Below are 13481 nucleotides of genomic sequence, written 5' to 3' on the forward strand. Positions count from 1 at the left end.
TCGTCAATCGTTGCTGAAAAACCTGCCAGCATCGCATTAATCATTAGCAGACCGAGCATGACAAAAACAAACGACGCAATCACAACAAAGGGGTCAAAGGTAAAACTCACCGAACCCTCGCTGCTAAAGCTTGCAGCAAGTAATGCGATAGCGCCAAAGAATAAACCGATGAATACCATCGCTTTCAAACTGTGTAAGGTGATCCCAACAATTTTGCCATCCATCCACTCTCGTGGCGAAATAATCGTTAGTAGCTGCTCAGTCACCCGCTGCTGTTTCTCCGCCGTAATCGACATCATCATCAAGCCAAAGCCGGTAAATACACCAACTGAGATACCGATACCTAAAAACATTCCCAGTTCGCTACTTCCTTCATCATCAACTGCTGACTCATCAACATCGACTTTAGCAATATCAAGCGTTACCTCGGGTTTAGAGTCGAGTACTGTACGTTGTTCATCGGTCAGCTCTAATCCAGCAACGCGTAACGTTTGTAAATAACTTTGTAGTGAGTCGGTTAAATCGCTTTGCCAGTCGTCACGTTTGTGTACGCGCAGTGTCGCTGTGTTATCTGGGTGGACAATCACCACGACATCGAGCGCCTCTGGTAGCTGCGACTTCCATTTCTCAATTTCCATCGAGCCGGCGTCACGCAAAGTGATATCTTTAGGGGCTTCATAATCACCTGGGTTAGCGCGTTGCTCGAAATAAATTGCGCCATTATATTGCTCTTCGAATACGGCACTAATAGCGCCCCATCCCATGCTTACAGCCATGATGACAACCAGTAGACCGATAGAGATAAGCTCTTGCTTCCATTTGAAAAAGCGACGGAACTCCCACCACGCGATTTTCGATACTTTGCTACTAAGCAGACTCATGCTGAACATCCTTTGATTTGTTATTGTTTTGCTCAATGGTGTTGAGGTACAACTCATGCAATCCAAGTTGTAGCGGCGAGAAGCTCCGCATGGGTACATGTTGATTAAGATCTGGCCATAAATGCTGGACATCGACGTAAGGGTCGACTGTCACATGTGCCAAATCGGTATCTATCACAGACACATCAACGATAGCCTCATGTTGGATCCATTGACGTTGAGCGACTTCAGCATCACATTCGATACGATAAACCCGCTGAGGTTGCAGTTTTGCACGTATTTCAGCCAATGTACCTTGTGCTAAAGCACGCCCATGAGACATCAACAACATCTTATCGGCAAGACGTTCTACCAATGCCATCTGATGAGCGCTAAGCAACACCGTTTTTCCTCGTTGCTTCAAGTCGGTTAGCACGTTCATCACATGTTCTTGGTTCACTGGGTCGAGGCCTGAGAATGGCTCATCTAAAATCACCAAATCGGGATCGTGAATCAGTGTCGCAATTAACTGCACCTTTTGCTGGTTACCTTTAGAGAGCTGTCGCATGGGCTCCTTTTTCCGCTCCGTCAGGTCAAAGTACGCTAACCATTGGTCGATGCGCTGCTGCGCTAGCGACTTATCGAGACCACGTAATTCGGCAATAAAACCTAGGTTATCCAGTATCGTCCGATCTTGATATAAGCCACGATCCTCAGGTAAATAGGCGAAGTCCTCAGGACTGAGTTGAGGACGAGGACCGCTGGCATCAGAAATTTCAATACGGCCCTCATCTGCTTGGGTCAGACCCACCAACATACGCACTAAAGATGATTTGCCGGCACCGTTGGGTCCGAGCAGTGCATATATTTCACCTGAGTTGACCGTGAGCGATATATTATCAACCGCGGTGACGGTCTTATAACGCTTAGTTAAGTTTGTTATTTGTATATTCATGATTCTCGCAGCGTTTAGATAAATGTAAAAAATACGTAATTTTGAATTGAGTATATCTTACAGAGCAAAAAAAACCCGCAACAGCCGTTGCGGGTTTTTATTTTGTTTCAATTTGTAAGCTACGGATTTATTTAAACGCTGGGTCCCGCAGCTACTAATGCTTTACCGTTTTCAGTATCAGTGAACTTCTCAAAGTTCGCTACAAAACGCTGCGCGAGGTCTTTCGCTTTCAAGTTCCAGTCCTCTACGTCCTCGTAAGTGTTACGCGGATCAAGAATGGCGCTATCTTCAACGCCCGCCAATGCAGTCGGCATTGCCAAGTTGAAGTATGGTAACTGATGGAATTCAGCATCCTCAATCGAACCATCAAGAATGGCATCGATGATTGCGCGCGTTGCCTTAATGGAAATTCGCTTACCGGTTCCGTTCCAGCCGGTGTTCACTAAATACGCTTCAGCACCGGCAGCTTCCATACGCTTCACTAGTACTTCAGCATACTGAGTCGGGTGCAACGTCAAGAAAGCCGCGCCAAAACAGCTTGAAAAGGTTGGGGTGGGTTCAGTGACGCCACGTTCAGTACCCGCTAATTTAGCTGTAAAGCCAGACAAGAAGTGATACTGCGCCTGCTCTTTAGTTAACTTTGATACAGGAGGTAATACACCAAACGCATCTGCGGTTAGGAAAATCACCTTCTTCGCATGGCCCGCTTTAGACACTGGCTTAACGATATTATCGATGTGATAAATCGGATACGAAACGCGCGTATTCTCAGTTTTGCTATTGTCATCAAAATCCACACTGCCATCTTCGCGCACAGTGACGTTTTCTAATAGCGCATCACGACGAATAGCATTATAAATATCAGGCTCCGCCTCTTTAGACAGGTTGATAGTTTTCGCATAACAACCGCCTTCAAAGTTAAATACGCCATCGTCGTCCCAGCCGTGCTCATCATCACCGATAAGTGCTCGCTTTGGATCCGTCGACAATGTTGTTTTGCCCGTTCCCGATAAACCGAAGAACACTGCTACATCACCGTCTTTACCTACATTAGCCGAGCAGTGCATCGATGCCATGCCTTGTAGCGGCAAGAAGTAGTTCATCATCGAGAACATACCTTTTTTCATCTCACCGCCGTACCATGTACCGCCGATTAACTGGATTTTTTCGGTCAGGTTAAACGCCACGAAGTTTTCTGAGTTAAGGCCTTGCTCTTGCCAATCGGGGTTAATGCATTTTGCTCCGTTCATTACCACAAAGTCAGGCTCGAAGTTTTCTAACTCTTCGCCTGAAGGACGGATAAACATGTTTTTAACGAAATGCGCTTGCCACGCTACCTCGGTAATGAAGCGCACGGCTAAACGGGTATCTTCGTTTGCACCACAATACGTATCAACGACAAACAAGCGTTTGTTCGATAACTGGTTGGTGACCAATCCTTTTAAGTGAGTCCAGGTTTCTTGTGACATCGCTTTGTTGTCATTCTTACCCTGATCCGCCCACCAAACCGTGTCACGCGTTGTGTCATCTTTAACAATGTATTTATCTTTTGGTGAACGACCGGTAAAGATACCAGTATCTACTGCAACGGCACCGAGCTTGGTCACGGTTCCTTTTTCAAAACCATGCAGGTCGTTGCGAGTTTCTTCCTCAAATAAAACATCATAAGAGGGGTTATGAACAACTTCTTGGACATCATTGATGCCGTAGCGGCTCAGATCCAAATTTGGCATGACAAGGGCTCCTGAGATACGGTCTTGCATTAAACGAACGTTATTTCTTGCGGCACTCGCGTAAATCCCTTTATGCACTCGCCACAAGCATAAAATTTGGTCGCGAATGTTACCTTTTATTGGTAAAAAAAGATAGGGCAAAATTTTCTCAGTCCGTTAGAATGCCACCTCTTTTACTCAATATTTAACTAAAGTTGTTTTGTCCTTATGCGTGACTCATTTAAGTCAAGAATTGGATTCGTCCTGGCGGCGGCAGGTTCAGCCGTTGGTTTAGGTAACATTTGGGGGTTTCCGACCCAGGTGGCTAACCATGGTGGCGGCGCGTTTTTGCTTGTGTATTTGTGTGTAATTTTTGTGCTTGCTATTCCTGCGCTTTACAGTGAGATGCTTATTGGCCATCACGCGCAAGCCAATCCAGTTCGCTCGCTCAAACAACTTAGCGAGGGACGCATGCGCCCGGTAGGCGCGACGATGGGTCTACTTAACGTCATTGGCTCGTGTTTAATGTTAAGTTTCTATCACATCGTGGCTGGTTGGATGCTAGTTCATGCACTGGGCTATCTTGCTACGGCCATGGGCTTGTCAGGCATTGCTGACTTTTTACTTACCGGCAGTATGGTGCGCGACCTGGTCTTTACTTCCGTGTTCTTAATTCTTACTGCTTCGGTTGTCCTTAAAGGTGTCGAACAAGGTATCGAGCTCTGGTCAAAGCGCTTAATGCCGCTGCTGGTTATTTTATTAGTCGGTCTCATCGTTTATATCGCCAGTTTGCCTGGTGCAGGCGAAGGTTTTAAAACTTATCTAATCCCTGAGATTCAACAGTTTACCGATCCCGATATTTATATCGCCGCCATGGGTCAGGCTTTTTTCTCGTTATCGATTGGTTTGGGCGGCATGATGATTTACGGCTCATATCTGCGCCCGGGTGCGCAATTGGGTCGTTTAAGTTTATCTGTAGCCGCGTTAGATACGTTGGTCGCATTTTTAGCGGGCTTGCTGATTATTCCTGCATTATTTGTCGCTATTAAATTGGGCGTTTCCGTTGAACAAGGCAACCAGTTTATTGGTGAGGGACAGTTGATATTCGCTGTTTTACCGGAACTTTTCGGCAGTATGGGCTTTGCCGGTTTATGGGTTGGCTTTGGCTTCTTTATTTTACTCAGCATAGCCGCACTCACATCAACCATGGCGCAGGCGGAGGTGCCAGTCTCCTATTTACTAGAAGAGCACGACTTACCACGTCCTGTCGCCGTCGCCATTGCCATGCTCGTTATCGCGCTGCTCGCGCTATCCCTAGTGCTCTGGTTTGAGCCGCTGTTTGGCTGGGTGGTTACCGCCGTAACACAATTCCAATTACCGCTGTCAGGACTATTTTACTTACTCGTTATCGGCTGGTTCTGGAAACGCAGTAATCATGTTACAGCGTTGGCAGCGCAGGGATTGCGCTACCGTTTACTGCGTTGGCATTTACGTTATATCTGCCCGGTACTGATGGGGCTGGTTTTTTACCAAAGCGCTATTGCTTAGTTGCTTAAGGGCGCTGACCAGCAAACTTCTGCTGCAGCGCCTCAGCCACACGCCCATCCACAAACTCGCCAACGTCGCCGCCATGCAAAGCAACTTCTTTAACTAGAGTCGACGAAATAAAGGAGTTTTCTTCAGCGGGTGTTAAAAACACACTTTCCAGCTCGGGGAATAGTCGTCGATTCATATTGGCAAGTTGGAATTCGTACTCAAAATCCGAGACCGCGCGCAAGCCACGAATCAATACCGATGCATCATGGTCCTTAGCAAAATTAACTAACAGTCCTGAAAAGCCCACCACACGGACATTATCGAGTTTCTCAGTCACTTGTTGAGCTAATAGCACCCGTTCTTGCAAGCTAAATAACGGCTTCTTACTCGGACTTTCTGCTACACCGACGATGATCTCACTGAACAGACTTGCAGCGCGCTCGATGAGGTCGGCGTGGCCATTAGTGATGGGATCAAAAGTGCCAGGATAAATAGCTCTACGGTGCATAGGTTCCTCGTTTTAACGTTGTGCAAACTTTACAGTACATCCCCAAAACTGGCTCATCTTTGTAGCTTTTGCAAATTAGGGATGCGGCTTTCAGTGAACATGCGTAAAATACAGGGTAATGTTAAGAAAGCCAAATGACTGAACAGGATTTCGTAATGAACACAAATTTTTATCAGCACCTTAATGAGCAACTCGAGCAGACCAAATCAGACGGCCTGTACAAAAAAGAACGTGTTATCACTTCTGATCAAAGTTCTGAAATTACCGTTAATGGTCAACAAGTGTTGAACTTTTGTGCCAACAATTACTTAGGTCTTGCCAATCACCCTGATCTGATTAAAGCGGCTAAGCAAGGCCTTGATGAGCACGGTTTTGGTACTGCATCGGTGCGCTTTATTTGCGGCACGCAGGATATCCACAAAACACTGGAAACGAAACTTAGTGACTTTCTGGGTACCGAAGACACGATTCTTTATTCTTCGTGTTTTGACGCCAATGGGGGTCTGTTTGAGACCTTGATGGGCCCAGAAGACGCGATTATCAGCGATGAATTAAACCACGCCAGTATTATTGATGGTATCCGTCTTAGTAAGGCGAAACGCTACCGCTATAAAAACAATAATCTTGATGACCTTGAACAACAACTTAAACAAGCAGATGCCGATGGCGTACGTTTTAAGTTGATTGCAACCGACGGTGTATTCTCGATGGACGGTGTTATCGCCGATCTTAAAGGTATCTGTGACTTAGCTGACAAATATGATGCCTTGGTGATGATGGACGATTGTCATGCAACCGGGTTCTTAGGCGCCAATGGTAAAGGTACCCATGAATACTGTGACGTTTTAGGTCGCGTTGATATCATCACCGGAACGTTGGGTAAAGCTTTAGGCGGTGCTTCCGGTGGTTACACATCGGGCAAAAAGGAAGTAATCGATTGGTTACGTCAGCGTTCGCGTCCTTATTTATTCTCTAACTCAGTAGCACCGGCTATCGTTCAAGCATCTATTAAAGTGCTTGAAATGCTTGAGCACGGTAACGAATTACGTGAGCAACTCTGGGATAACGCAACCTATTTCAGAACCGAAATGGAATCAGCAGGCTTTACTTTGAGCGGTGCTGACCATGCGATTATTCCAGTCATGATTGGCGACGCACGCCTTGCTTCTGAAATGGCTGATCGTTTGCTCGAAGAAGGTATCTATGTCATCGGATTCTCGTTCCCTGTCGTACCTAAGGGCAAAGCACGTATTCGTACACAAATGTCTGCGGCGCACACACGCGAGCAACTTGACCGCACCATTGAAGCATTCACACGTATTGGTAAAGATCTCGGTGTTATTTAATACCGAGTCTAAGGACTGATTATGAAAGCATTAGCGAAATTGCATTCAAAACCGGGTATTTGGATGACGGACGTCGAAAAGCCCGAGTATGGTTATAACGACGTTCTCATCAAAATTAAAAAAACCGCAATTTGCGGTACCGATGTTCACATTTACAAATGGGATGATTGGTCACAAAAAACAATTCCTGTGCCCATGGTTGTAGGTCACGAATACGTGGGTGAAGTTGCCGCTATGGGCGAAGGCGTGCGCGGCTTTGAAATCGGTGACCGTGTATCCGGTGAAGGGCATATTACCTGTGGTCACTGCCGCAACTGTCGTGCTGGACGCCGTCATTTATGCCGCAATACCTATGGTGTTGGGGTCAACCGCCCAGGCGCGTTTGCCGAATATTTGGTTATCCCGGTCGATAACGCGTTTAAACTGCCAGATGATGTTACTGACGATATGGCGGCCATCATGGATCCGCTGGGTAACGCGGTTCATACCGCCCTTGCCTTTGACCTCGTTGGCGAGGATGTTCTGATTACTGGCGCAGGTCCAATCGGTATTATGGCGGCGGCAGTGGCTCGTCATGTCGGGGCGCGTCATGTGGTGATCACCGACGTGAACGAATACCGACTTGAACTAGCCAAAAAGATGGGTGTAACTCGTGCCGTTAATGTGGCAGAAGAGAGTCTTAAAGACGTTATGTCAGATCTGGGCATGAAAGAAGGCTTTGACGTCGGACTAGAGATGTCTGGTGTACCATCAGCATTTTCGCAAATGCTTGCGACGATGAACCATGGCGGTAAAGTTGCAATGTTGGGTATTCCACCTGAGAACGTTGCTATTGATTGGAACGAAGTTATCTTTAAGGGACTCGTCATCAAAGGCATCTATGGCCGTGAAATGTTTGAAACCTGGTACAAAATGGCTAGCTTGCTGCAATCAGGCTTAGATATTTCACCGATCTTGACCCATCAAATGTCAGTTGATGACTACGAAGAAGGGTTCGAAACCATGGTTTCGGGTCAGTCCGGTAAAGTCATTCTTAATTGGGACTAACGATGACTCAATCTGTTCGTCATATTTCATTGACAGAAGCCCACCAAGCGTGGGCTTCGGACGCCTCTCCTGTGTTCGTTGATATTAGAGACCCGCAATCCTTTCAAGCCGGCCATATCCCTAATGCACAACCACTCAACAACGACAATATCAGTGACTTCCTAGCCAATACCGATAAAGACACACACGTCATTGTTGTGTGTTACCACGGTATAAGCAGTCAACAAGCCGCATTGGTACTCGAATCCCAAGGGCTCACCCAAGTGAGTAGCATGGACGGCGGTTTTACCGCTTGGCAAGCGGCCTATCCGACAGCAGTCGAGCAGGGATAAATTAATGAAGCGTTTACTCACAACTCAGGATGGTCCCTATCTTCAGCAATTATATGCGTGGCTTCGTAGCCAAGGAATCCCTGTCAGCGTGAGTGAACGAAATGGTAAGCTGGATTTGTTACTGCATCAAAGCAGTTACGAGGCACGAGCACGCCAACTCATTGACGAGTTTAAGGCTGACCCCAATATTATCGCTGTTCGACAAGGCACAAAGAACCGGCAGTTAGTGACTGACCTGATGAAAAACACCGGTTGGTTAACCCGTATCGTTGCCGTGATTTGCGTGCTTATGTTTATGGGCGTTATGGCGGGCGGCGATGCTTTTGTCCGTTACTTTATCATCAGCGATAGCTTCTCTCAGCTTCCGCTCGATGCACCTTGGCGCCTATTAACTCCCGCCTTTCTTCACTTCTCCGCTACTCACATCGTGTTTAACTTATTTTGGTGGTGGTATCTTGGCGGACGTATCGAGGTTTACCTAGGTACGCGCTGGTTGTTAGCGCTATTCGTGCTTACCGCGGTCAGTGCTAACGTTGTTCAGTTTTATGTAAGCGGTCCTAATTTTGGCGGCATGTCGGGTGTTGTTTACGGTCTGCTTGGATTTTGTTGGTTATACAGTGGGCAGCGTAACACACCGCTAAAGCTGCCGCCTGCACTCATCTTATTTATGCTGGGTTGGTTGATACTCGGATATACCGATGTGCTTTGGGTCAATGTAGCTAATGAAGCTCACTTAGCTGGCTTAATAGCTGGCTGCATCGCGGGTATCACGGTACGTCAGCTGAGACCAAAACCTCGTCATTGATATAGGTACTTAGTGAAAATGACTTGTTTAATCACCGGGTTACCCGTTTCTTGCGTCATTAGTTCTTGAGCCCGTTCAAAGCATTTCAAACGCAGTTGATCACGCCCAGTCATCGTTTTGATTTGATGCTCACTGGCGGTACTCAATATTTGAATGAACGCATCGCGTATCAGCGGTGCATGATGCTCCACCACACTCACATTCTTTGGGTTATCAACCATTACCTCGACAGCGACTCGGATAAAGCCTAGCCGATACTCGTCTTTATCTTTCACAAAGTTGGTAATGATATCCGGTTCGAATCCGTAGTAGGCGACATCTTGCGCTCGCGCAATGCCAACCGATAATGTCGTTAAACTTAAAATCAATACGATGTTGGTAAGCCAACGTTGCGGGATCATAATTCTATAGCCTTTATAATGTTTAACGGCAATGGCTTTGGTATGATAGCCAAAGAATATCTCAAGTACCAATAACTATGTCTGTACAATTTCTCAGTACTGAGCCCTGTCATTGGCAGCATGCCTCTGATATCCACTTAAAGCCACTCGTCGGTGACTGGTTACTGGACGAAAAATCGCTCACTGCCAAACTCAGTGCATTACCCGGCACTTTTTCGGTCGAACTCATCGGCCAAGCTGTGGCAACCCCTTTTGCCAATGAACGGTCAGAGTTTCCACAACAAACGCACTTCATCATTCGAGAAGTATTACTTAAGCTAGACGAACAGCCCTTTGTCTTTGCTCGCAGTGTTTTCCCTATATCGGCGGCCGACCATGAAAACCTTAATCTAGGTGAACTTGGCACTCAGTCACTGGGCCAATCATTATTTAATCAATCCGACTTGAAGCGTTCGACATTTGAAGTCACTCAACTACCATTAGATCATGGTGTCAGCCAAATTAACCGGCATTATTATCAACAAAACGAAGCTATTTGGGGTCGCCGGAGTTTATTTAACACCCAAGGGCAACACGTTTTAGTCAGTGAATTTTTCTTAAGTCCCGTGCCGATATACTGAGGTAATCGATGAATAAATTGAATAGCTATTGGCGTCTGATGCGCGCTGATCGACCGATAGGCACTTATTTACTTGCATGGCCAACGCTGTGGGCATTACTTATTGCGGGAGCTGGTAACCCGCCCCTCAAAGTCGTCGTCATTTTCATGTTAGGCACATTCCTCATGCGCTCCGCGGGCTGTGTAATTAATGACTTCGCTGATCGTAACCTTGATGGTCATGTCGAGCGTACCAAATTACGCCCTCTTGCCGCCGGAGAGGTCAATAGTACCGAGGCCATCCTGTTGTTTTTCGGCCTGCTAATACTCGCATTTCTATTGGTACTTCAGTTCAATACGCAAACCATTATGCTAGCTTTCGCAGCCGCAGGCGTTGCATCACTCTACCCGTTCTGCAAACGTTGGACGCAGCTCCCTCAGGTGGTACTCGGTATTGCCTTTAGCTTCGGCATTTTGATGGCGTTTAGTGCGCTCAACAATGATCAATGGTGGCTCGCAGGCGGTTTATTCATTGCCAATATCGTTTGGACGATTGCCTACGATACTGAGTATGCGATGGCTGACCGGGCGGATGACCTCAAAATTGGAATCAAAAGTACGGCTATCCTATTTGGTCGATACGACAAACTTATTATCGCTGCTTTACAGCTTGTTACGTTAATCATCCTCGCTTTGCTCTGGCATCAACTTAATGTGCAGTGGTACGCATGGGTTGGTCTTATTGCGGCGGCTTGCTTATTTGGTTATCAACATTGGATGATACGAGAACGCGCACCTAAAGCCTGTTTCCAGGCTTTTCTGCATAATCATTATGTAGGCATGGTTATCGGCGTGAGTCTCGCGCTTCACTATTGGTATTAGTTTAACCAGATTGATGGTCAACGCAGCTAATCTGCGCTGACCATCAATTGCTGGACCGACTGTCGAATGGTTTGCAGAATTGTCGGATCGAGCAGCTCATCAATATCATCACTTAACGCGCCAATTTCTGGTGCAGCAACCTGATCACCATCATCATTCACTTGCAATAGTGACTGCGCCTTTAAACTTGCAATGAAGCTGGTCATTACTTTTTTGTCATAAAATTCCGGCGCATCAATTCCATGAATCGAGCTAAGCCGCTCAGCAAGTGTTATCGACTGACGCTCAAGTTCAGCGCGTTTTATCGGCTGGGCTTGCTGCAACAGTTCTAAGACGATTGCATACCGTTGCAAGGTCTCACTCGCACTGCCCGCTAACAGCTTAAGCTGCAACCAAGCGGCGGTCTCGCGGTTAGCGGCACGCACCGTTTCACCATCAAGGCTAACGAGCTGTTGACGATCGAATTCCTCTACAATAGCACGTACCCATGTATCCAAATCGGCATCGTCATGAGACAGGAATAACTCAGCCTGCAGCATCGGGTATACTGCACTGCAACGCTCAACAATAGTTGTGACGTTCACTTCTTGCTTGGCATGAATCAAAGATGCAATAACACCCGGTAATATCATTAAGTGAAGCACATTGTTACGATAATAAGTCATCGCGATAGCGTTAGCTGCATGCAACGAAATCACTTGCCCCATCGAATCGTCTTGTACCTCAAACTTATCGGTACGTAGCGCTAACGACAGCAACTCATCTGCTGACTGCTCCGGTACATTCACGTGATGTGTGTATGGCACTTCGCGAAGTAAATTCAGGTAAACATTAATTTGGGCAATCAGTTCTTCTCGCGTTAGCGCGTTATGCTCCGAACTTAATAGCGCTAATGCAGTAAGGTTAACGCTATTAGCCGCCGCACAGTCGTTGATACCGCGCATGACTTTCTCGGCTAAGCCATTGACCGTGGGTGTTAACCAACTAGGTCTTTCGGGCTCTTCAGCACCTCGTGTGACAGAACGCTGCCAATCATCAACATGCTTATCTAGGTACGCTTTCAAATCAATGGGCGATCCAAACGTAACAAACCCTTGGCCAAAGTTCTTCAATTTGGTGACAGATTTCAGTACTTGGAACAACGACTCTTTCTCTTTATTTTTACCTTTAAGCTCTTTAAGGTAAGTCGCTACTTCCATTACGTGCTCGTAACCTAAGTACACGGGTACAATTGAGATGGGGCGCTGTTGGCCTCGCAGCATACCTTGCACAGTCATGGCAAACATACCTGTTTTAGGCGGCAGTAAGCGCCCAGTGCGTGAGCGTCCACCCTCGGTAAAATATTCAACAGGATAGCCCTTTTGAAACAACCAGCAAAGGTACTCACGGAATACCGACGAATAGAGCTTATTGCCGCGGAAAGAGCGACGAATAAAGAACGCACCACCGCGGCGGAAAATCGAACCAACGGGGAAGAAGTTTAAATTAACGCCTGCGGCGATATGCGGCGGTACTAAACCTTGTTTATAGATGACGTAACTTAACAGTAAGTAGTCCATATGACTTCGATGACACGGGACGTATATAATTTCGTGACCTTGTTGGGCAAGCTTTCGGACTTCATCGGCACCGCGCACATCAATACCATTATAAATCCGACTCCACATCCATGTCATAAAGCGATCTAATATACGGACTAAAGTTTCGCTATAGTTCGCGGCTATTTCGTTTAAATAGCCTTTTGCCTTTTTTACTGCTTGCGCTTCGTCCGCTTTGTTCGAGCGTTGCTCATCTTTAATCGCTTTTTTAAGCGCCGGTGTCTCGAGTAGCTGATTCATCAACTCATTACGGTCACTCAACTTAGGACCCGCCACCGCATAGCGCATGCGTACAAAATGTACTCGTGCCACGCGCGCCAATTTATGTGCAATGCGATAATCCGCGCCGCTTTGACGGCTCATCTGACCTAAACTTACAGGACGCGACATGCGGCACAAAACCTGACGCCCAGAGAACATGATCAACCAGAACTTTCGCAGATGACCGGGGTTGTCTAAGTCACCGGTCATAGCGTTTCCGGCATGCGCTTCTTGCCCTGGCTTGCGCCCCCAAAATACGCCAACTGGCAATAGTTGTACGTCCAACTGAGGGTCAGCCTGATGTGCTTCAAGTAGCGCTTGGAACTGCGACAACGCACGTGCAGAAGCACTGTCATCACGTTCGGGTAGTAACAGTACACGGTCAAATGACTTTCCATTGATGTAGAGCGGCTGCTGCGGATCGGGTAGGTTATTTTCTCGCGCAGCGCGTTGCAAAATCGCAAAGTCCGACTTAGCATTCGATCGCATCACGTACACCACAGGTACACTGGTGATATCCGCTTGATCGGCCTCGGGTTTATCAATTATGGTCATTGCTCGTGTCATCCATCGAATAGGATGCTTTAAGAGCGCGTAACTCCAGCTCACCGCAGTCATGATATTCCTTGCTACCCTTGCG

Annotated in this window: 13 protein-coding genes; 7 read left to right on the forward strand and 6 right to left on the reverse strand. The window is 46.9% G+C overall.

Translation table 11 applies throughout. From position 1 onward, the window contains the following. From B2X00_RS04670 to pckA, 3 genes are all read right to left on the reverse strand, one after another. On the reverse strand, window positions 1-881 hold an 881-nt coding region (locus B2X00_RS04670), incomplete at its 3' end, for an ABC transporter permease (protein ID WP_290486315.1). Next, window positions 868-1815, reverse strand: coding sequence for an ABC transporter ATP-binding protein (locus tag B2X00_RS04675; protein ID WP_290486316.1), 948 nt, complete (start codon window positions 1813-1815; stop codon window positions 868-870). The genes B2X00_RS04675 and B2X00_RS04670, both read right to left, overlap by 14 nt. Before the next feature lie 131 nt (window positions 1816-1946). Next, the gene (gene pckA, locus B2X00_RS04680; protein ID WP_071462974.1) at window positions 1947-3548 is read right to left on the reverse strand and encodes a phosphoenolpyruvate carboxykinase (ATP); all 1602 of its coding nucleotides are present in this window, start codon (window positions 3546-3548) and stop codon (window positions 1947-1949) included. A gap of 207 nt (window positions 3549-3755) precedes the next feature. Here pckA and B2X00_RS04685 point away from each other — a divergent pair, with 207 nt between their 5' ends. Next, window positions 3756-5075, forward strand: coding sequence for a sodium-dependent transporter (locus B2X00_RS04685; protein ID WP_290486317.1), 1320 nt, complete (start codon window positions 3756-3758; stop codon window positions 5073-5075). Between the two features lie 4 nt (window positions 5076-5079). Here B2X00_RS04685 and coaD read toward each other — a convergent pair whose 3' ends face one another. Then, window positions 5080-5571, reverse strand: coding sequence for a pantetheine-phosphate adenylyltransferase (gene coaD / locus B2X00_RS04690; RefSeq protein ID WP_006953832.1), 492 nt, complete (start codon window positions 5569-5571; stop codon window positions 5080-5082). Between the two features lie 155 nt (window positions 5572-5726). Here coaD and B2X00_RS04695 point away from each other — a divergent pair, with 155 nt between their 5' ends. The 4 genes from B2X00_RS04695 to B2X00_RS04710 are packed head-to-tail and all read left to right on the forward strand — an operon-like array spanning window position 5727 to window position 9101. Next, on the forward strand, window positions 5727-6917 hold the full coding sequence (locus B2X00_RS04695; protein WP_290486318.1) for a glycine C-acetyltransferase: 1191 nt from the start codon (window positions 5727-5729) through the stop codon (window positions 6915-6917). Window positions 6918-6938: 21 nt separating this feature from the next. Further along, entirely contained in the window at window positions 6939-7964 is a 1026-nt protein-coding gene (gene tdh, locus B2X00_RS04700) for an L-threonine 3-dehydrogenase (protein ID WP_290486319.1), read from the forward strand. A 2-nt stretch (window positions 7965-7966) separates the two neighbouring features. Next, a complete protein-coding gene (glpE, locus tag B2X00_RS04705; RefSeq protein WP_290486320.1) occupies window positions 7967-8296 on the forward strand; it encodes a thiosulfate sulfurtransferase GlpE in 330 nt (109 codons plus the stop codon). Window positions 8297-8300: 4 nt separating this feature from the next. Next, window positions 8301-9101 (forward strand): rhomboid family intramembrane serine protease, encoded by an 801-nt coding sequence (locus tag B2X00_RS04710; RefSeq protein WP_290486321.1) that lies wholly within the window; start codon window positions 8301-8303, stop codon window positions 9099-9101. Here the strand turns inward: B2X00_RS04710 and B2X00_RS04715 are convergent. Next, the gene (locus tag B2X00_RS04715; protein ID WP_290486322.1) at window positions 9095-9502 is read right to left on the reverse strand and encodes a flagellar basal body-associated protein FliL; all 408 of its coding nucleotides are present in this window, start codon (window positions 9500-9502) and stop codon (window positions 9095-9097) included. The two genes, B2X00_RS04710 and B2X00_RS04715, sit on opposite strands and share 7 nt — an antisense overlap. A 77-nt stretch (window positions 9503-9579) precedes the next feature. On the opposite strand from B2X00_RS04715, the gene B2X00_RS04720 reads away from it, so the two are divergent. Together B2X00_RS04720 and ubiA are read left to right on the forward strand one after the other, a co-directional pair. Then, the gene (locus tag B2X00_RS04720; RefSeq protein ID WP_290486323.1) at window positions 9580-10122 is read left to right on the forward strand and encodes a chorismate--pyruvate lyase family protein; all 543 of its coding nucleotides are present in this window, start codon (window positions 9580-9582) and stop codon (window positions 10120-10122) included. Between the two features lie 8 nt (window positions 10123-10130). Next, the gene (gene ubiA, locus B2X00_RS04725) at window positions 10131-10982 is read left to right on the forward strand and encodes a 4-hydroxybenzoate octaprenyltransferase (RefSeq protein ID WP_290486324.1); all 852 of its coding nucleotides are present in this window, start codon (window positions 10131-10133) and stop codon (window positions 10980-10982) included. A gap of 26 nt (window positions 10983-11008) precedes the next feature. Here the strand turns inward: ubiA and plsB are convergent, their stop codons facing one another. Then, window positions 11009-13459 carry a glycerol-3-phosphate 1-O-acyltransferase PlsB gene (plsB, locus tag B2X00_RS04730; protein ID WP_290486325.1) on the reverse strand — a complete coding sequence of 817 codons (2451 nt, stop codon included), beginning with the start codon at window positions 13457-13459 and terminating at the stop codon, window positions 11009-11011. Window positions 13460-13481: the final 22 nt, after the last annotated feature.

The sequence above is a fragment of the Idiomarina sp. UBA3162 genome (assembly GCF_002364475.1).
Lineage (GTDB): Bacteria > Pseudomonadota > Gammaproteobacteria > Enterobacterales > Alteromonadaceae > Idiomarina.